The following is a 19,910-nucleotide window of genomic DNA, read 5'->3' as shown; positions in this document are numbered from 1 at the left end:
ACACCATGAAACACCTGAACCCGGACATTGCCCGGTTAATCTGCCAACGCGCCGCGGAACGCCGTGGCGTGTCGACCGAACACGCGCGCTGGTTTGCCGATGCGCTGGTCGAAACCTCGTTGATGGGCATTGATACCCACGGCCTGCGCCTGTTTGCGCTGTACCTGCGTGAACTGGACGAAGGCCGCAGCAAAGCCAAACCGCACTTTATGCTGCGCCGTCGCCAGGGCGCGATGGCCACGCTGGATGCCGATGCCGCACTGGGCACCGTCGCCGGGCTGCATGCCGCGCGACTGGCGGTGGGCATTGCGCAAAGCCATGGCATCGGCGCGGTGGCGGTCGGCAATTCCAACCATTTTGGCGCGGCCTCCATCTATGGCCTCGAAATCGCCCGCCACAACATGATCGGCCTGGTCACCACCAGCGCCGCGGCGCGCATGTCGCCGTTTAATGGCAAGCGGGCCATGTTTGGCACCAACCCGATCTGCTTTGTGGCGCCGGGCGTGGGCGAGCAGCGTTTTATGCTGGATATGGCCACCAGCCAGATCTCGTATTCGCAAATCAAACACTATCGCAAAAACGGTCTGGCGCTGCCGCTGGGCTGGGTGCTCAATGCCGCGGGCGAGCCCACCGAGCAGCCAGCCGATGTGGTTTCGCTGTCGCCGCTGGGCGGCTACAAAGGCCAGGGCCTGGCGATGATGGTGCAGATCCTCAGTTGCCTGCTGGCCAGCATGCCGCTCGATCACGAACTGGACCATCTGGACACCGGGCGCTTTGATACCGGCCGCAATATCGGCCACTTCATGATCGCCATCGACCCCAGCGCATTTGCCAACCCGGCCAGCTTTCGCCAGCAAGTCAGCCGCCTGATGGACGACGTGCGCGCCACTCCGGCGCGTGACGGCGCGCGGGTACAAGTGGCGGGAGACCCGCAAGCGGCCAACCGGCAACAACGGCTGCAGCACGGTATTCCGGCCCTGCCCGAAGAAATCGAAGCCCTGCTGCGCGAAGGCGAGCGCGCGGGCGTGCTGGAAACCCGCGCCCTGGTGCTGGAAGACGCGGAGGTGACAGCATGAGCGGCAATGTCATTCCGTTTGACCGGCGTTCGGGCGAAGTCTGGCTGGATGGCGAATTTGTCGAGTGGCAGTCGGCGCGCATCCATGTACTAACGCACGGCCTGCACTACGGCAGCACCGTGTATGAAGGCGAGCGTGTGTATGGCGGCCAGGTGTTCAAGCTGGGCGCGCATACCGACCGGCTGTTTGCGTCGGCCGAGACCATGGATATCAAGTTGCCCTATCCGAAAGCCGAGCTGGAAAACGCCACCCGGCAATTGCTGGAACGCAACCAGATTGTGGATGGCTATGTGCGGCCCGTGGCCTGGCGCGGCAGCGAAATGATGGCGACCTCCGCGCGCAATAACCGCATTCATGTGGCGATCGCATGCTGGCAATGGCCCAGTTATTTTGATCCGGCCGCGCGCATGGCCGGCATTACCTTGCAAACGGCCGAATGGCGCCGCCCGCCTCCCTCCAGCAGCCCGTTTCAGGCCAAGGCGTCTGGCCATTACATGATCGCCACGCTGAGCAAACACAAAGCCGAAAACGCCGGCTTTCATGACGCGCTGATGCTGGACTGGCGCGGTTATGTGGCTGAAGCCACCAGCGCCAATATCTTTTTTGCGCGCGAAAACCGGCTGTACACGCCGCGCCCGGATTGCTTTCTGAACGGCATTACGCGCCAGACCGTGATTGCGCTGGCGCAAGAGATGGGCATGGAAGTGATCGAACGCCACATCCTGCCTGAAGAAATGGGCGAGTTTGACGAATGCTTTCTGACCGGCACCGCCGCTGAAGTCACGCCGGTCAGCCGCATTGATCATTATCAATTTAAACCCGGCCGGGTGTGCGAAGCGCTGGTCGCTGCGTACTTTGCTCTGGTGCAGCCCGCCGCCGCGCAAGGAGAACGCCATGCTGGCTGAAGCCCGTATTCAAAACCCCGCCACCGACGTGGCGCCCGAGCGGCTGCAGCGTTACCAGGCCGAACTGGCCGAGCGCGGCTGGACATTGGTCGAGCCGCGCGATGTGGCCGACGGCGTGCGCTCGCTGCTGGCGCATTTTGGCCGCGTGATCCCGCAACTGGATGGCCAGGAGACGTTTGAAGTCACGCTCAAGCCCGGCTTTGGCAATCTGCCGTACTCGCAAAGCAAAAACGGCATCGGCCCGCACACCGAAGCGCCGGTGTATGACCCACCCCCGCGTTATCTGGTGCTGCATTGCCACAAGCAGGCGCAATGCGGCGGCGGCCACACGCAACTGGCCGATGGCCTGGCGTTTTTTAACGCGCTGCCGGCCGAGCTGCAGCTTTGGGCCACGCGCAACCCGGTGCGCTTTACCGCCACCGCGCAGCCAGGCCAGCCCGCGCAACAGCAGATTGAACGCCCGATGCTGACGCATCAGGACGGCCAGCCGCTGTTCCGCTTCAGCTACAACCAGTTCAACTACGGCGACGTCAATCCGTCGGCCGCCGACATCGCCAACCCGCTGCAACACCACACCGAGACGCCGCTGCACCAGATCGCCGCAGCCGGTGAGGCGTTCTTTATCGCGCAAGCGGTGCCGGTGCTGATTCCCGAAGGCCATGTGCTGATCTGGGACAACTGGCGGCTGATGCATGCGCGCAGCCAGTACCAGGACCCGGCGCGCCACCTTACCCGCTACTGGCTGGCCTGAACGCCACGCCCGCCGCCACCCCGCTCTCGCCTCAGGAAAAGTGTTCATGTCGCAACCCACAAGCAACAACGCCGCCAGCGCGGTCAACCATGATCTGGTGCGCCATCTCAACCGCGCCTGGCCCAAACGCGCCACCGTCTGCGCCGTCGATCGTTTTCAGATCGAAGACGAATTTGATCCGGCGCGGCCCGATTACCCGCTCAGCATGGTGCCGTTTCATGACGACCCGCGCTTTGCACAACTGGACGCCGCCACGCGCAGCGCCATCCTCACGTGGGGCTGGATTGGTTATAACCAGCGCACCGTCACCGCCGAAGAAAGCGTGGTCAACCCCGCGCTGAGCGTGATCGCCAACCAGTATCTGGGCGAAGACGACTGGCATTTTCGTGAGGCCATGCAACAAACGCTGATCGACGAGCACTACCACACGCTGATGCATTTGCGCGCCATCGAACGCGCCCGCGCCGAGCGCCAGATTGATTACACGTTGACCCTGCCGCGCTCCGTCACCTATCGCCGTCTGCAAGAAGTGCAACAAGGCCTTAACGAGCCGTGGCAGCGCGATCTGGCCGCGATTGCGTTCGCGGTGGTGGCCGAGATCAGCGTTAACGCGTATCTGGATACCCTGGCGCAAGACCAGAGCATCCAGCCGCAAAACCGCCGCGTGGCCGAATTGCACAACCGTGACGAATACGCGCACAGCAAGGTGCTGGCCGAGATCGGCAAGGTGATGTTCGCCAATATGGCCACCGAGCGCCGCGCGTTTTTTGCGCAGATGCTGCCCGTCGCCCTGCATGCATTCGTGGCGCAGGACTACTCGATGTGGGAGGCCATTTTGCTGCATCTGCAAGTGCCCGACGCCGCCGCCATCATCGCCGACGCGCAAACCCGCAACCGCGGTGGCGTCATCATGCGCGATTACACCGGTCTGCACCGGTTGGCCGCCGATATCGGCATTCTGGACCAGATGAACTTTGACTTTACCGGCACGCTGCGCCCCAGCGCCGAAGCCATGACGGAGGCCGCATGAGCACGCCCGCCAACACCCCGCTGTACGAGGTCTACGCCATTCGCGTGGGCGCCAACGGCAAACGCACCGCGCGCGAGAACTTTTTGTATGACGCCTGCTGCGGCGACCCCAATGCATCGATGCCGCTGGATTATTACTTCTGGGTCATCCGCAATGCGCAGCACACCGTGGTGGTGGACACCTGCTTTCAGCCCGCCACCGCGCACAAGCGCGACCGCGAAATGCAGCGCCTGCCCGAGGCCTCTTTGCGCATGCTGGGCATCGAACCGGCCGAGGTGCGCGAGCTGATCATCACCCACCTGCATTGGGATCACGCTGGCAACCTGGGGCTGTTTCCACGCGCCACCGTGCATTTGCAAGAAGAAGAACTGCGCTTTTGCACCGGCCCGAAGATGACGCATCACACCATCAACAAAACCTACGAAGCCGACGACGTGGTCACTGCCATACGCCATCTGTTTGATGGCCGGCTGAAGCTGCATCGCGGCGTGGCCGAAGTGGTGCCAGGTGTGACGATCCACCCGGTGGGCGGGCATACGCCTGGCAGCCAGGTGGTGCGCGTACCCACGCAACGCGGCTGGATTGTGCTGGCCTCGGATTCGGCGCACTTGTGGGCCAATATCCGCCTGCGCAGCCCGTTTCCGATTCTGGACGACATGGCGCAAACGCTGGAGGCATTTGACACCATCGACCAACTGGCCGACGGCGATGACCATGTGATACCGGGGCATGATCCGCTGGTGGCGCAGCGCTTTCCGCACTGGGCGGGCGATGCGCAAATCATTTGCCTGCACGAGCAGCCCAGCGATATTCCGGGCCATACCAGCGCCTATCGTCAGGCCAGCGCGCGCTAAGCGCTACCGAGGTCGCATATGCAAACCGTAGATATTGTGGTGGTGGGGGCTGGCGTGGTGGGGCTGGCGGTGGCGCGGGCGCTGGCGCGCGCAGGCCGCCAGGTACTGGTGCTGGAAGCCGCGCCACAAGCGGGCATGGGCACCAGCGCGCGCGGCAGCAAGGTCATCCACGCCGGGCTGTATTACCCGGCCGGATCGCTGAAAGCGCAGCTCTGCACCCACGGCCGCCAGTTGCTGTACGCGTATTGCCAGCAGCGCCAGATTGCCTATCGGCGCTGCGGCAAATTGCTGGTGGCCACCTCCGATAACGAGCTGGACCAGTTGCATGCGCTGCAGCTCAAGGCCAAGCGCAACGGCGTAACCAATCTGCAGCTGATCAGCGCGGCACGGGCACAGGCCCTGGAACCCGAGTTGCGATGCAGTGGCGCGTTGTTGTCGCCCGACACCGGCATCGTCGATAGCGCGGCCTATGTGCGCGCATTGCAAACCGACGCCGAGCGTGCTGGCGCCCGTTTTGTGTTTAACGCCGAGCTGGCGTCGGCCGAGACGCGTGCGGACGGCTTTATGCTGATTGTGCGCGACGCCATGGGCACACAATGGCGCGCGCGCCAGCTGATCAACTGCGCCGGTTTGTGGGCGCCGCGGCTGGCGGCACAGATCAGCGGCCTGCCGCAACAGGCCGTGCCGCAAGCGTATTACGCCAAGGGCCATTACTTTAGATGCGATGCGCCCAGCCGCTTTAGCCATCTGATTTATCCGCTACCCAACCAGGCCGGACTGGGCGTGCATTTAACGCTCGATCTGGCAGGCCGCGTGCGCTTTGGGCCCGATGTGCAATGGCTGGATGGCCCCGGCATTGCGGCCGACCCCGCCCACATCGCGCCCTACCCGGCTGACCCGCAACGCGCCGCCGCGTTTTACACCGAAATCCGCAAATACTGGCCCGGCCTGCCCGACGGCGCGCTGCGCCCCGACAGCGCCGGCATCCGCCCCAAACTGGCTGGCGCGGATGCGGCGGCGCAGGACTTCCGCATCGACACCGAGGCGCAGCACGGCGTGCGCGGGCTGATCAATCTGTTCGGCATTGAATCGCCGGGGCTAACCGCGTCGCTGGCGCTGGGTGAGCACGTGGCCGCGCTGGTGCAAAGCGGTGCAGAAGTGGCGGCCGCCACGGCATAACCGAGGTCAACGTCCCCCATAGGGTGGGTCTAGACCCACCCAACAAAGCCAACGAAAAGAACACGGCCGTACGCGCATTTCTCATCGGCTTTGAATGGTGGGTCTAGATCCACCCTATGCACGTTTAAATCAGGCAGCGGCCATTTGCCCCAGCCGGTGCAGCGCGTCGTCCACGGCGGGCGTAAACGCCATGCCGGCGCTCAGGCGCAGGCAGTTGGCAAAATGTGCCGAGCTGGAAAACATCTGCCCCGGCGCAAAGCTGATGCCGCGTTGCAGCGCCTGTTCAAACAAGGGCAGCACTGAGCGTGGCGTGGGCAGCTGCACCCACAGCATCGCGCCGCCGCTGGGTTGCGATACCTGCGTGCCCGGCGGAAACGAGCGCAACACCGCCTGGGTGACACGCTCGCGCTGCACCGCCAGCTGCAGCCGCACCTGGCGCACATGTTGTTCATGCGTGCGCGAACCCAGAAAGCTGGCCAGCGTTAGCTGGGGCAGCAGATCGCACGAGCGCGACTGCGCATACTTGAGCATGCCCACCCGGCTACGCCAGCGCCCCGGCGCCATCCAGCCCAGCCGCAAGCCCGGCGCCAGCGATTTGGTCAGCGATGCGCAATGGATGACATAACCGGCCTCGTCCCAGCGTTTTAGCCCCGACAGCGGCGCGTCCTGGCTGGCCAGTTCGGCATAGGTGTCGTCTTCGATCACGGCAATCTGCTCGCGCGTGCACCAGCGCACCAGCCGTTCTTTATGCGCGTCGGGCATTACACAGCCCAGCGGGTTCTGCAGATTGGGCATCACCACCACCGCCTTGATCAACCGCCGTTGCGCTGCGCTTTCCAGCGCATCCAGGCAGATGCCGGTATGCGGGTCGGTGGGGATTTCCAGCGCCTGCAGGTTAAGACTTTCCAGCGTTTGCAACAGGCCAAAAAAGGTGGGCGATTCCACCGCCACCACGTCGCCCGGTTGCGTAACGGCGCGCAAGGCCAGGTTAAGCGCTTCGGTGCCGCCCTGGGTGATGATGATGTCCTCGGGCGTCAGATGCATGCGGCTCATCAGCGCGCGTCGCGCCAGCAATCCGCACAAGGCCGGGTGGCCGGTGGCGGGCGCGGGTCGGCCCAGCACGCCGCTTTGCCGCCGCAAGGTATTCATCATGCAACGTTGCAAGGCGGCATGCGGATAGAGCGCGGGCGCCATTTGCGCATGGGCCAGATTAACCTTGACCGACGTGGCGCGCGTTGCCGCCAGCAGCGCCGAAATGCGCGAGCTGGCGCCGTCAAACTGGGCGGCGTCCAGCTGCGCGCCAGGCTGCACCGGCGCCGGCGCTGGCGCGTTATCGCGCGGTGCGCGGATGTAGTTGCCCGAGCGCGGCCGCGCTTCCAGCACGCCGTGTTCTTCCAGGCGGCGGCACACATTCAGTGCGGTGGACAGGCTGATGTCGTGCTTGCTCATCAAGGTGCGCACCGACGGCATTTTGTCGCCGTGCTTGAGCGTGCCGCGCTCGATGGCGTCCAGATAATGGTTGGTGAGTTGGTGATACAGGGGAAGCGTGCGCATGGTTTCGTTTTTACCCGTTTAGAGAGCTGCTGCAGGCTTGCTGGGTCGCCATGGCGAGTACGCGTGTTACGGGGGATGGACTAACACCCGGCTGGGGGGTGGCGACGCGGCGTATCAACGCCGCGTCGCGGGCCGGGCAATGGCTCAGGCACCTTGTGGGATGGCCCGCAAACCGGCGCTGGATCTTTGCAGATAGCCGGTTACGCCTACGAACACGAGCGCCATGCCCGCGACCAGTAGCCAGAATTCGCTCATATGATTGTGGTTGCTCATCCAGCGCCAGGTGGTGACGCCAAAACCGCCGCCCAGCGACTCGCCCACGGCGGTGCTGATCGACAGAATGCTGTAGGCCACGGCGCGGCTTTCCTGGCCTATCAGGCCCAGCAGCAGCACGTCCACGCTGGGAATAAACAACATCTCGGCCAGCGTAAACAGCACCACGAACACCACCGCACCGGGATAACCGGGCACCGCCCACGCGGCAATAAACGCCAGCATGAATACGGTAAAAGCCAGCGTCACCTGGCGCATGGGGCGCCCACCCTGCCAGCGTTCGGCAATATGGGTCAATGGCAGCTGCAAGGTCACAATCAGCACCGCGTTCAGCGAATACAACCAGCCCAGTTTGCTGGCCGAATCCAGCGCGCTGGAGACATACAGCGCCAGCGTATTAAACAGCTGCCCGTACAGAAACCAGCCAAACGCATTGATCAGCAAAAACGCGCGCAAACCGGGCCGTTGCAGCAGGTTGCGATAGGTGCGCCAGTTGCTGGAACCGGCCTTTTGCATCACCGCCGCCACGCGATGCAGCCGCAGCCAGGTCAGTACGCCAGCCAGCACATAGGTGGCCGCAATGCCCGCCGCCACCCAGCCATATTGTTTGCGATCGACAAGATACAGCGCCAACGGCGCGGCCACGGCCGAAGCCACGTTAACCGCCACATTGATCACCGAAAACAGCCGCGCGCGGCTTTGCATCGAATCACTGACCGCCGCGCCCAACTGCTTGCTGGCCAGGTTGTTGATCGAGATGCCCACCCCCGCCAGCATTAGCGCCAGCGCCATCAGCGGCAGTTGCTGCACCTGGCCCAGCGTGGCCAGCCCCACCGCCGCGATCACGCAACCGGTCAGCACCGAGCGCGGCGCGGGACTGCCATCCAGCCATGGCGCCAGCGGAATCTTGGCCACCTTGTTGGCAAACGTGAACAAAGCCATCAGCAGCGCCACCTGGCTGGCCTGCAAACCTTTGGCGGTCAGCATCACCACCAGTGACGACAACAGGCCGAAATAGCCAAAGTTGGCCATAAAGTAATGAATGACGACGGCCGAGACGCCGCGTTGCTGTCCTGTCGGTTCCATAGTGGTTCTGCCTTTGTGGGTGATATCAAAACACTGCAATCAGAAGTTCATGCGCAGGCCAGCCAGCACATCGTGCGTGGTGCCGCCGCTATCCACCGGCAGCGCAAACCCCACGCCCGAACTGCTGCCGTTGCGCAGACTGGCCACGCTGGCGTACACGGCGTCGCGTTTGTTCAGCGCGTACACCACAGCCAGGCCATAAGTGAGCGCCTTGTTTTGCGGCGCGTTGGCGTTGCGCGTGGATGAATAATCCAGCCGCACATCCAGCTTTTCGCTCAGCCGCACAATGCCGCCGCAGGTGCTTTCGTCGATCACCTGGCCCAGTTGGGTGGTGCGGATGCGTTGGCGTCCGGCCGAAATGCGGCCCCAGTCAAATTCGTAAGCGGCGCCCAATAAAAACAGTTTGGCATCGGGGTCGGCCACGCTATAGCGATGATCAAATACCGCCGCGCTACCGATATATAAATGTGACAAGGGCCAGAGGGTAAAAGTTAAATAACCGCGGCCACCATCATTATCATTGCCGGGCGAATAACCACCGGCAAATGCCAGCTTTAAATCAGTGATCGGCGCTAGTTCCAAAACCATATCGTTGCGGCCATACTGGTATTTATTGCCGCCTTTAAAAATGGCATATGCATTGCCCCAGAACGACACGCCAAAACCATCCAGCTTTGATAACACGCGGTAATGGGGCGAGTACTGTTTGCCCACCGTCAGCTTGCCGTCTTCGGTCTGCAGCGCCATATAGGCCAGCCGCGGGCCAGTGATGTCGGTGGGCGGCGTAACGCCATGCGCCACAATCACTGGATATTCGATATCGCTGATCACCGTCATATAACCAAGGTCTTCGGTATTTCTGAATGCAATTTTTGAGGCATTCAATCCGTCATGGTCCACCAGCATGCGTTGCTGGGTATTGGTGCGCGTAAATTCAGTATAAATATCAATCGTGCCCAATATTTGCGTCGTGGCCTGACATTGCAATGCCGCGCCGCTAAAAACCAATATACCAAGCGCTTTACGGATTAATGCTGATTTAAATCGCGCCTTGTTGGGCGCGGCGTGCCCCACCGGGCCAGCGCGCTGGCCACGTTTGATTGCAATATGCATATAGGTCTTGTTGTTATGGTTATGCGGGCTGCAGCCACCGCCGCCGCGGCCAGGATGCCGCAGCGACGGTGGCGGGTGCGTCAGGCGTGTTCCGCGACGGCTGCAGCCGGTTTCCACACATACAGAAAGTCCAGCGATTTGATCGCGCCGCGCGCGCGTTCCAGCGCCTGGTCTGGCGATTCGCCCACTGCAATCGCCAGTGCCGAGCGATCAAAACTATGCCGCACCGCGCTGCCGCGCGAACCCGGTTTGCGGATCAGATCAAACGCTTTGATATACGACAGCTGTTTGATTTCGGTCATGCCGCGCACTTCGGCCAGTTGCTGGCTTTCCGACGCCGACGGGTCGGCATACCAGATGGCCGCGCTCTGGTTGCTGACGATGGTGGCGGGCAGCAGCGGCGTGATATCGGTGCCCAGGCTTTGCACGGCCACCAGGTCATACAGGTCTACGCCGGTGGCGTAATTAACCAGCTCGATAATGCGATCGCCGCCGATGCGCGTATGCGTTTCGATAATGCGCGGGCCGTCGGCCGTCAGCATCAGTTCGGTATGCGAAGGCGTGTTGTTAAAGCCAAACGCGGCCAGGATGCGTTTGACGTATTGCTCGATCGCCAGGTAGTCAGCCTGCGGCACCGGCGCGGGCACCAGATGGCCAATCTCGACAAAGGTTTTGGCGTCTTTGAATTTTTTGGTGATGGCCACCACGTGGTGCTGGCCGTTGCTGGAAATGGCTTCGACGCTGAATTCTTCGCCCACCAGAAATTCTTCCACCATTACGCCGGTTTCAATATTGGCCGCGCCCACCCAGTCCAGCGCTTCGGCAATGCCTGCGGCGTTGTCGATGCGCGCCACGCCCTCGCTGGCTTCGCCCGCCACCGGCTTGACGATGCACGGAAAACCGATGGTTTCGATGGCCGCCAGCAAGGCGGCGCGGCCTTGCGCAAACTGATAGCGGCAGCTGGGAATACCGTGCTGGTCCAGCGCCTTGCGCATGTCGGCCTTGTTGGCCACCAAGTGCAGCAAATCAATATCGATGGTGCACGGCACGCCCAGATGTTGCGCCACGGCATAGGCAGTGGCTTGCACCTGATCGTTGTACGCCGCCACCGCGTCAAACGGCTGGTTGGCGTGGAAAGCCGCGGCGGTGGCGGCCCACAGCTCGGTCGGGGTGTCGTCGTCGAGCATCACCACGTGTTGGTACGGGCCGTGCAGATCGTCGGCAATGATGCGATGGCGCGGCATGAACAACACAATCTGGTGCCCGCGCTCTTGCAGGCGGTAATGGCAAGGACGGTTGGTGCCTATGATCAGAACTCTCATTTCGGTTTACCTTTGCGCAGAAATATAAAAGTCAGTACCCACGCGACGCCACAGCGCCGCACACCCGCTATCGTCAACCCCGACGGCCTTGCTTCAGCCCGTGGCCGTGTCGGTGTTTTCGACCGAAAAACTGGATAACAGCGCCTGCTGCGGCAGGTTGTTGATATTCATCATCACCAGCGGCGCGCTGGCCGAGCTGTTGTCAAAGCGGTGCGTAATGCCCGCAGGCACCAGCACCCAATCACCCGGCGCTAGTACGGTGACTTCGGGCAGGCCGCTGTCCGGGTCTTGCAAGGTGACCGTGCCGTGGCCGGACTGGATAAAAAACAGATGCCACCACGAGTGCTTGTGCGTCTGCATCTGCTCGCCCGGGTTAATCCATTGCATCGACATCGCCATACCCGGCACCACTTCGCAGCCGGTTTCACCGGGGCCCACCGCCAGCGCGATGGTGTCGGTGGCCGGGTCGGTATTGGCCAGCCGCAACGCTTGTAGATCGGCATCGCGCCAGACGGCCGGGCGGCTTTGCATTTGCCGATAAAAGTTGCGGTACGGCATAAACGGAAAGGTGTTGCCAGCAAATTTGCTCATTACCAAAACCTGTTAAAACGATGGGGTCATCAAGGTGGCGCGCTCAGGCAGGCAGCGCTTGCGTGGCGCGCGCCGCGTGCAGTTCCAGCGCGTACAGCAGACACAGCGCCAGCCCGTGTGCCGCCGTCGCCACTTCGGCCACGGCCGGATAACTGGGCGCCAGCCGGATGTATTGGTCATCGGGGTCGCCATGCGGAAAACTGACGCCCGCTGGCGTAACGGTAATGCCCGCCTCGCGCGCCAGTTGCACCGTCAGCTTTGCCGTGCCCGGCGGCACTTGCAGATGAATAAAATAGCCGCCCTGCGGCTGGTTCCAATGCACGCCCGGCACGCCTGCCAGGTGCTGCGTAAACGCGTCATACACCGCCTGAAACCGCGGCCGCAGAATGGCGGCGTGGCGTCGCATCAGCGCCTGCACCGTGGGCAGATCGCGCATAAAGCGCACGTGGCGCAACTGGTTGATCTTGTCGGGGCCGATGCTGCGCACCAGCGCATGGCGCAGCCACCACGCGATATTGGCGGGCGATGCCGCCATCGCCGCCACGCCCGCGTTGGCGAACGTCATCTTGGCGGTGGAGGTAAACGCCAGCACGCGGTCGGGATGGCCCGCGGCGGTGCACTCTTCCAGCATGTTGAGCGTGTGGCGTGGCGTATCGCCCAGATGGTGATGGCGATAAGCGTCATCCCAGAACAAACGGAAATCCGGCGCGGCCTGCATGCGCGCCAGCCGCCGTACGACCGCATCGCCATACACGGTGCCGGTGGGGTTGTTATACGTGGGCACGCACCACATGCCGCGGATATCGGGGTGCGCCGCCAGCAAGCTTTCCACCGCATCCATATCGGGGCCGTCGTCCCGCAACGGCACCGTATACAGCGTGATGCCGTAGGCGGCGCAGATGCTGAAATGCCGGTCGTAGCCGGGCACCGGCGCAATAAACGCCAGTTGTTGCAGCGTGCGCCACGGCGCATGCGGCGCAAAACCGTGCCACAGCGCGTACATCAAACAGTCATGCATCATTTCGAGCGTGGCGCTGCCGCACACCACGGTTTGCGCGGCCGATGCGCCCAGCAATGCGCCAAATAACTGGCGCGCCTCGGGGATGCCGCCATTGCCGCCATAGTTGCGGCAGTCCATGCCATCGCTGGCGGCGCAATCGCTGTCGCTGGCCAGCATATCGAGCATGGGCATCGATAAATCCAGTTGCTCGGGCGCAGGTTTGCCGCGCGATAAATCAAGCTGTAGACCTTGTTGCAAAAGCTGGCGATAAGCGTGGGCGGCGGGCGTCATGGCGGGCTCCAAATAAGTTTTTATGCGGCGCGCGGGGTGGGTCAATAAACCGGCTTGATCTCGATACGCTGTTCCAGCGCCGCCACCAGTTGCAGCAATTGTCGGCACAGCGTGGCGTAATCGGCGTGATGCACCATCACGTAACCCAGAAAAGAAAAATTGTCGGTAATCAGCGTAGATGCAGGCGCGCCCAGCGGTTTGTCCCAGCCCCCGCCAATCAGCCGGATGCCCAGCGCGTTTGCGGTGGCGGCGATATCGGGCCAGGCCAGCACCGTGCCATCGCGCGGCGCCTGGATCAGCCGCACGCCGCTGTAGCCCACCTGCTGCAAAGGCGCGTTGTGCTCCACCCCTTCCACCGCCCAGCGCAGCCACGCCTGCCACGGATCAAAACCGGCAAATGAATGCATGGCCAGATGCCAGATCTGCATGCCACCGGGGCGCATATTGGTTTCAACGGCCGAGGTGGTCTGGTTGGCGCGCCAGAAAATCTCGTTATGCCAGGCGCCGTGGCGCGGCGCGACCAGGTCGGCCATATGTTGGCCGGCGGCATCGATGCGGCGCTGTGCCAGCTCGGGCAAGGGCGCGGGCACCACTTGCTGGATTTCGGCGCGAAAACGCCCTTCGGTGGTTTGCTTTTCGGTAATCCAGCGCGCACCCGCAACCTGGTCCCAGCTGTATTCGCGTGCGGCTTCGACCAGGGTTTCAACGATGACGCCACCGGCGCGATAGCGCGACAGCTCGGCCCATGCGTCTTCGCATTCGGCCAGGCTATGAATCACGCGGCAGCCACGGCTGGCGCCCTCTTGCGCCGGTTTGATAAACGCCTGGCCTTGCAATTGCGCCACCACATCGCGCAATGCGCTCAGGCTGTCCACCTGGGTGGAATACACCGGCTGATAGCCTTCTGGCCGGTCGATGCAGGCGGCATCGAGCCGACGGAACACGCGCTTGTCGATGCCGGCCAAGGCGGCCTCGGTGCCGCTGCCGGGCAGGCCATACGCCTCGGCCAGCGCCGCGCCCAGCACCACGCCGCGATCCGAAAACGGCAACACGCCCACCGGCTGCAACTGCAGTTCTTCCAGCGCCTGGCGCAACTGCGGCAATGCAGTGGCGAGATGCTCGGGGGCAAAGTCAGTCAGCAACACTCGGTCCGCCAGTTGCATATCGGTCGGCTTTAGTTGTTCCACCAGCAACACCAGCGGCTGGCCATACACGCGTTGGTAGGTCTGGCGCAGCAAGGCGATATCGAGCGCTCGAGTGCCGTTATATCCCACAACAATAATGCATTTAATTGCTGCCATTGATAGCCTCCTATTCATCCGCTAATGCGCGCTTTAATGCGCGTCTTAAAAAACCATGTTTTGTTCAATAAGCCAGTCAGCTAACCAGTCAGTCATACACTCTGATCGGGGCCGAATTGCGTGCGCTGTTCGGCATGCGCATCGGACAAGCAAGTTGACACTTCGCTGCTGCCATCCAGCGCAGGGTGCAGGCCGTAAAGTGGCGCCAGTGCTGGCGTTACGGGCGACCCACCGGTTTGCGACGAACCATCGTGCGCGGCCTCTGGCCACATATCGGCGGTAAAAAGCGCCATTTCAGATTCTCGCAATTCAAATATTAATTACGCGTCTTGATGCAATTGTCATAAACACGCCAATTAGCCGCATCAATTGGATGAGCGCATCGTAAGTTGGGCGTATCTTGTTGCCCAGATTAAGTTGAGGTAAAGTCAGCCGCACATTACTGGTCAAGTGAGCAGCAAAGTGCAGTCGTCGTCTCGGGCAGCAGTGCCGACTATAGAATTTGAGCCCGGCATTCCGATGGTTACGCAAATCGTCGAACAGCTAACCGAGGCAATACAGCGCGGCGATCTGGCGCAGGGTGCGCGCTTGCAACCGGTGCGCGAGATGGCGCTGCAGCTGGGCGTGAGCAAGTCCACGGTGATCGAAGCACTGGATCGCCTGCGCGCCAAAGGGCTGATCGTGTCGCGCCAGGGCGCGGGCCATGCGGTGGCGCGCAATCAGATCAAAGCGCCCGGCCTGGGCCGCGATTTGCTGCCGCAAGACACCTTGAGCGTATTGCGCCGTTCCCTGATTACAGAAACCGGCAAATTGCGCCCCGGCTGCGGCTTTCTGCCGCTGGACTGGCTGCCCGAAGACGCATTATTGAAAGCCATGCGCGGTGCAATTCGCGCCAATACCCTGCGCCTGAGCGAATGCGGTGCGGCCGCGGGCTATCTGCCGTTGCGCCATGCGCTGCAGATCAAGTTGGCGGCGGTGGGTATTGATGTGCCGGTGGAACAGATTGTGACCGCGTCCAGCACCATGAACGCGGTCGATATGGTGTTGCGGCTGTTGCTGCAACCGGGCGACAAAGTGCTGCTGGATGACCCGTGTTATTTCAATTTCCACGCCATGCTGGCTTATCGCGATGCGTCCGCCATCACCATCAAACGCACGCCGCAAGGCATTGATTTTGCCGAGCTGGAACACACGCTGATGACGCATCGGCCGCGGGTTTATATCACCAATAGTGTGCTGCACAATCCGCTGGGGCATTCGTTTTCGCCGGTCGAGGCTTTCCGCCTGGCCGATCTGGCGCGGCGTTATCAAGTGCACATTATTGAAGACGATCTGTATTGCGATATTCAGATGCAGCCAACCCCGCGCCTGGCGGTGGCAGGCGGGCTCGAGCACGTTAGCTATATCTCGGGATTTACCAAAACCTTAACGCCCAATACCCGCGCCAGCTTTATCGTGGCGACGCCCGCCTTGTCCGCGCAATTAACCGCATTAAAGCTCAGCACTGGCGGCATTACCTCGGAGCTGACCGAGCAGATCATTTATCGCATTCTTAGCGAAGGCAGTTATGGCCGGCATATTGCGCGCCTGACGGACCGGTTATTTGAATCGGGCCAGAACGTGGCGCAATGGCTGCAACAAGCAGGCTGCGAAGTGCAATCGACCACAGGCGAAGGATTTTTTCTGTGGGTGCGATTGCCGCAAGAGCTGGACGCAATTGTCATTGCGCGCCACGCATTGGCCGAAGGCATGGCCTTGGCGCCCGGTGGATTATTTAGCCGCGACCCGGCCGCCAATCAGTTTTTGCGTTTTAACGTGGCGCATAGCGATGATGCGCGCGTCAAATCGCTGTTTTTGCGTGCTTTGACTCTACGTTAATCAGTCTAGCCAGCTCGATGCATCGACTTGAAGCGTGACGGCGTTAAACCGCTTTGCGCCGAAAAGAAACGCGAAAACGCCGACACCGAAGAAAATCCCAACAAATCGCTGACATTGGAAATTGAGGCTTGCTCTTGCAGCAGCATTTGCTTGGCCTTTTTAAGCCGCACTTGCGCGGTGATGCGCTGGAAATGCGTGTCTTCTTTCTGCAGCAATCGATGCAAGGTAAAGCGTGAGGTATGCAAGCGTTCGCATACCATTTCCAGCAAGGTATTGTCGCCGGCAAACACCGTAACCGGATTGACCAATTCATCGATCAACGCCTGCACGCGCGCGGCAAATGAATATTTTTGCTGTAGCGCTTGCACCTCCGCTTGCGCCTGGCCATTAATCACGTCATAAGCCACCCGGTTATGCAGCGCATAGGCCTGCGCCGCGCCCGGCAAATGCAAGGCCATGCGATTGCGCGCAGCGCCAAACCGCAAACGACAACGCTCTTCTTCTTGCGCGGCTTGCCAGCCGGGAAACGGCTTGCCAGTTAACTCAATCGCCACCGGCAAATGCGCATCATCCAGATATTGTCGCGCCAGCCGCGCCATCAACATCAGATTGCCGAATGCGCTGCGGCCAGTACGTTCGCCATCGGCATTGCCTTCCATTTGATATTCGAATTCAAAATAATCGCCTTGCTGCTTAATCAGCATATCGTCCACATCGCCGATCAATCCGCGCAAATCCAGATAATTGGCAAATGCGTGTTGCAGCGTGGGCGAATTAGCCACCACGCAAATCACCGTGCTGAACGGCGCCGTGGTTAATACTGCTGACATGCTATGCGGCATATGTGCCAAGGGCGTCATGCGCTCGGTCAGATTCAGCATGGCGATATGTTTTTCGGCGGCAATGCGGCCTTGTGGATCGCGCGCTTCGGCTTCGGCAATACCGGTAATACGCTGGAATTCGCGCGGACTGAGGCCATGGGCGCGGGCGGATTCCAGCCCCAATAACGCCAGCTTGCTGGTGACAGTTCGAGACCACGGCGTCATTTAAAACCTCTTCATAATCAATCACTCACACTGCACTGCAACATCGGGGCATGGCGTTACATCACACTAACACAGGCCATAAATCGCACCAGTCAGGCATGGGCCTTATGCGCGGCAAGGCATAAAAAAACCGACCCGGCGCAGCAATGGCGCGGGTCGGTTTTAAATGGCTTTAATTATTTCGAAATCGGCAGGATTTTTTCTTCCAGCGTTTGCGTTTTGCTTATTGCATTGGCATCACGCGATGATGCGGCCGCATAGAAGGTATAAGCGCCTGCCGGAATATGCCATTGATGCAGATTGATATCCCAGATGGCCAGCCGCTCGTTATTGGCGGAGACGGTCACGGTTTTCGCTTCGCCTGCCGCCAATTGCACTTTTTGCCAGCCGATCAAACGGCGCGGCGGCTCGCCTGCCGCGCTGGGCATTGCGGTGTACAACTGCGCCACTTCTGCGCCCGCCACGCTGCCGGTGTTTTTGACGGTAAAGGTGGCCGTTAAATTGCCGCTGCTATCCACTGCAGTGGTCAAGCCGGAATAGGCAAACGTGGTATACGACAATCCATGCCCAAACGGGAATAGCGGCTGAATGTTTTGCGCGTCATACCAGCGATAACCGATTTGCAGGCCTTCGCTATACGTCACATTCAAATCAGTACTGGAAATGGCTTTCTGCGGTTGATCGGTATCGGCTTGCGGGAAAGTAATCGGCAATTTACCCGACGGATTGGTGGCGCCAAACAGGATATTGGCAATGGCCGGGCCGCCCTGCATACCGGGATACCAGGCTTCCAATACCGCATGCACATTCGCCAGCCACGGCATGGTGACTGCCGTGCCGCTTTCTAGCACCACCACGCTGCGTTTGGCGCTAGCCGCCACTGCGGCAATCAATGCGTTCTGGTCATACGCCTGATTGGCCGGATCCGTTGCGTTATTCGGCAATGCCAACGACGGCAAATCGCCACCCTCGGTTTGCCATTGCGTGCCAAATACAATCGCCACGTCGGCATTGGCTGCGGCCGCTGCGGCTGCAGTGGCATCCGAGCCATCCAGATAAGTGACCGTCGCATTGGGCGCTTTGGCTTTGATAGCGGCCAAAGGCGAAGATTTATAGAAGGTGGCGCACGCTGTTACCTGCCCCGCAATCATGGCCGTCGGTTGCAAACATGTGACCGCATTGCCATCGCGCGGCGGCGTCAGGCCGGAACCGCCACCCGACAATACGCCGACATCGGCATGGCCACCGATCACCACAATACTGTTGATGGTCGCGGCATTTAATGGCAATACCGCCGCGCTGGCATTGCTGGGCGCACTGTTTTTAAGCAATACCATCGATTGTTCGGCGGCCGCTTGCGTAGCAACATTGCCCGCCGCCTGATCGATCGTGCCATTCAAAGCGGCGGGGCTATCAAAAATGCCCAGGCGAATCAGCGTACGCAATTTACGCTGCACCATATCGTCCAGTCGTGATTGCGCTACGGTGCCGCCTTGCACCGCTGCTTTCAGCTTCTGATTGAAATACGTGGCGATACCATAAAAGCCGGTGCTGTCATCAGTAGAACCACCCTCTTCTTCATCCAGTCCGGCATTTGCGCCACGTACCGTATCAGTCAAGGCTTCAAACCAGTCTGATTGCACCTTGCCTTTAAAGCCCCATTCGGTCTTTAACACGTCGGTGAGCAGATACTTGTTCTCGCAGGCTTTAACGCCATTAACCAGGTTATAGGAGCACATCACATTGCCGGGTTTACCGGTTTTAACGCCAATCTCAAACGGCAACAAATGCAGTTCGCGCAAGGTGCGTTCATCGATGATGGAATTGGAGGTAAAGCGATTGGTTTCCTGATCATTGGCGGCGTAATGCTTGATGGTGGCCACCACTTTCTGATCCTGCGTGCCGGTGGTGCGGGCCGCGATCATATAACCGGCCAATACCGGATCTTCGCCCATGTATTCAAAGGTGCGGCCATTGCGCAATTCGCGCGCCAGATCGACGCCACCGCCAAGGCCTTCAGTAAAACCGATCGTGCGTAATTCCTTGCCGATTTGCGCGCCATAGTTGTACGCCAGTTGCGTATCCCAACTGGCGGCCAGGGCAATGGTGGACGGCATGGCGGTAGCGCCATTAACCACTGGAGATCCATTTAAAGTCTGATAAACGCCGGTTGCCGAATCGGCAATGTAATAGTCCGGAATGCCCAGCCGCGGAATGCCCGGAATATAACCCGCGCCGCCCAAAGGCCCGGTTTGCGTGCCCACGCCGTGCACCATCTGGATTTTCTCATCCAGCGTCATTTGCGCCACCAGCGCTGCCGCGCGCTGATCGGCCACAGCATCCAGATCTGTGGTCGCGCCGGGGCTGGCGCTGGTCACGTCATCGTTGCCACTACCGCACGCTGCCAACAATGCAGCGCAGAGCGTGGTTAAAACCCAGTTTGTGCGAGTCGTCATACTGCCTCCATGGTGCCTGACTGGCCGATGTACGCATCGGTATCAGGTTGTTATCGGAGCAGAAATGGTAGTCGCGGTTTTAAAACTACACTTTGCATGGCGTTGCGGGTTTTGGCTTTGCGTGCTGCGGCGGGGGCGGATGGGATAAGGGGATGGCCTTAGTCCGGATTGCGCCCGACACCTTGTCCTGGGACAAGTCCCAAA

General features: G+C 60.9%; 17 protein-coding genes. 7 read left to right on the top strand and 10 right to left on the bottom strand.

Going from position 1 to position 19,910, the window contains the following annotated elements:
* Nucleotides 1-5: 5 nt before the first annotated feature.
* The 6 genes from WG78_RS12700 to WG78_RS12675 are packed head-to-tail and all read left to right on the top strand — an operon-like array spanning nt 6 to nt 5,795.
* Nucleotides 6-1,076 carry an Ldh family oxidoreductase gene (locus WG78_RS12700; RefSeq protein WP_053938196.1) on the top strand — a complete coding sequence of 357 codons (1,071 nt, stop codon included), beginning with the start codon at nt 6-8 and terminating at the stop codon, nt 1,074-1,076.
* Nucleotides 1,073-1,981, top strand: coding sequence for a branched-chain amino acid aminotransferase (locus WG78_RS12695; protein ID WP_053938195.1), 909 nt, complete (start codon nt 1,073-1,075; stop codon nt 1,979-1,981). Before WG78_RS12700 ends, WG78_RS12695 begins: the two co-directional genes overlap by 4 nt.
* Nucleotides 1,971-2,732 (top strand): TauD/TfdA family dioxygenase, encoded by a 762-nt coding sequence (locus tag WG78_RS12690; RefSeq protein WP_083459021.1) that lies wholly within the window; start codon nt 1,971-1,973, stop codon nt 2,730-2,732. The genes WG78_RS12695 and WG78_RS12690 overlap by 11 nt, the downstream gene beginning before the upstream one ends.
* Nucleotides 2,733-2,778: 46 nt before the next feature.
* Complete coding sequence (locus WG78_RS12685; protein WP_053938194.1) at nt 2,779-3,762, top strand: diiron oxygenase; 984 nt, start codon at nt 2,779-2,781, stop codon at nt 3,760-3,762.
* Nucleotides 3,759-4,616 (top strand): N-acyl homoserine lactonase family protein, encoded by an 858-nt coding sequence (locus WG78_RS12680; RefSeq protein ID WP_053938193.1) that lies wholly within the window; start codon nt 3,759-3,761, stop codon nt 4,614-4,616. Before WG78_RS12685 ends, WG78_RS12680 begins: the two co-directional genes overlap by 4 nt.
* A gap of 18 nt (nt 4,617-4,634) precedes the next feature.
* The gene (locus WG78_RS12675) at nt 4,635-5,795 is read left to right on the top strand and encodes an NAD(P)/FAD-dependent oxidoreductase (protein WP_053938192.1); all 1,161 of its coding nucleotides are present in this window, start codon (nt 4,635-4,637) and stop codon (nt 5,793-5,795) included.
* Nucleotides 5,796-5,924: 129 nt separating this feature from the next.
* Here WG78_RS12675 and WG78_RS12670 read toward each other — a convergent pair whose 3' ends face one another.
* From WG78_RS12670 to WG78_RS12635, 8 genes are all read right to left on the bottom strand, one after another.
* A complete protein-coding gene (locus WG78_RS12670) occupies nt 5,925-7,349 on the bottom strand; it encodes an aminotransferase-like domain-containing protein (protein WP_053938191.1) in 1,425 nt (474 codons plus the stop codon).
* A 144-nt stretch (nt 7,350-7,493) separates the two neighbouring features.
* Entirely contained in the window at nt 7,494-8,708 is a 1,215-nt protein-coding gene (locus WG78_RS12665) for an MFS transporter (protein WP_053938190.1), read from the bottom strand.
* Nucleotides 8,709-8,747: 39 nt separating this feature from the next.
* A complete protein-coding gene (locus tag WG78_RS12660) occupies nt 8,748-9,821 on the bottom strand; it encodes a porin (RefSeq protein WP_152969183.1) in 1,074 nt (357 codons plus the stop codon).
* 80 nt (nt 9,822-9,901) lie between these two features.
* Nucleotides 9,902-11,143: an ATP-grasp domain-containing protein gene (locus tag WG78_RS12655; protein ID WP_053938188.1), complete on the bottom strand. Its 1,242-nt coding sequence runs from the start codon at nt 11,141-11,143 to the stop codon at nt 9,902-9,904.
* Nucleotides 11,144-11,236: 93 nt separating this feature from the next.
* Nucleotides 11,237-11,734, bottom strand: a complete 498-nt coding sequence (locus tag WG78_RS12650; RefSeq protein ID WP_053938187.1) for a cupin domain-containing protein — start codon at nt 11,732-11,734, stop codon at nt 11,237-11,239.
* Between the two features lie 43 nt (nt 11,735-11,777).
* Nucleotides 11,778-13,025 (bottom strand): aspartate aminotransferase type Ic, encoded by a 1,248-nt coding sequence (locus WG78_RS12645; RefSeq protein WP_053938186.1) that lies wholly within the window; start codon nt 13,023-13,025, stop codon nt 11,778-11,780.
* Nucleotides 13,026-13,066: 41 nt separating this feature from the next.
* Nucleotides 13,067-14,326, bottom strand: a complete 1,260-nt coding sequence (locus tag WG78_RS12640; RefSeq protein ID WP_053938185.1) for an ATP-grasp domain-containing protein — start codon at nt 14,324-14,326, stop codon at nt 13,067-13,069.
* A gap of 92 nt (nt 14,327-14,418) precedes the next feature.
* Nucleotides 14,419-14,619 carry a hypothetical protein gene (locus WG78_RS12635; RefSeq protein ID WP_053938184.1) on the bottom strand — a complete coding sequence of 67 codons (201 nt, stop codon included), beginning with the start codon at nt 14,617-14,619 and terminating at the stop codon, nt 14,419-14,421.
* 226 nt (nt 14,620-14,845) lie between these two features.
* Between WG78_RS12635 and WG78_RS12630 the strand changes: the two genes are divergently transcribed.
* Entirely contained in the window at nt 14,846-16,204 is a 1,359-nt protein-coding gene (locus tag WG78_RS12630) for an aminotransferase-like domain-containing protein (protein WP_053938183.1), read from the top strand.
* Between the two features lie 5 nt (nt 16,205-16,209).
* On the opposite strand, the gene WG78_RS12625 is transcribed toward WG78_RS12630, so the two are convergent.
* Both WG78_RS12625 and WG78_RS12620 read right to left on the bottom strand, forming a co-directional pair.
* Nucleotides 16,210-17,250 carry an AraC family transcriptional regulator gene (locus WG78_RS12625; RefSeq protein ID WP_053938182.1) on the bottom strand — a complete coding sequence of 347 codons (1,041 nt, stop codon included), beginning with the start codon at nt 17,248-17,250 and terminating at the stop codon, nt 16,210-16,212.
* A 176-nt stretch (nt 17,251-17,426) separates the two neighbouring features.
* Nucleotides 17,427-19,706: a beta-glucosidase family protein gene (locus WG78_RS12620; protein ID WP_053938181.1), complete on the bottom strand. Its 2,280-nt coding sequence runs from the start codon at nt 19,704-19,706 to the stop codon at nt 17,427-17,429.
* Nucleotides 19,707-19,910 lie beyond the last annotated feature (204 nt).

Origin of the sequence: Amantichitinum ursilacus, assembly GCF_001294205.1 — a bacterium.
Taxonomy (GTDB): Bacteria; Pseudomonadota; Gammaproteobacteria; order Burkholderiales; family Chitinibacteraceae; genus Amantichitinum; species Amantichitinum ursilacus.
This window is presented reverse-complemented; position numbering and strand designations above follow the sequence as displayed.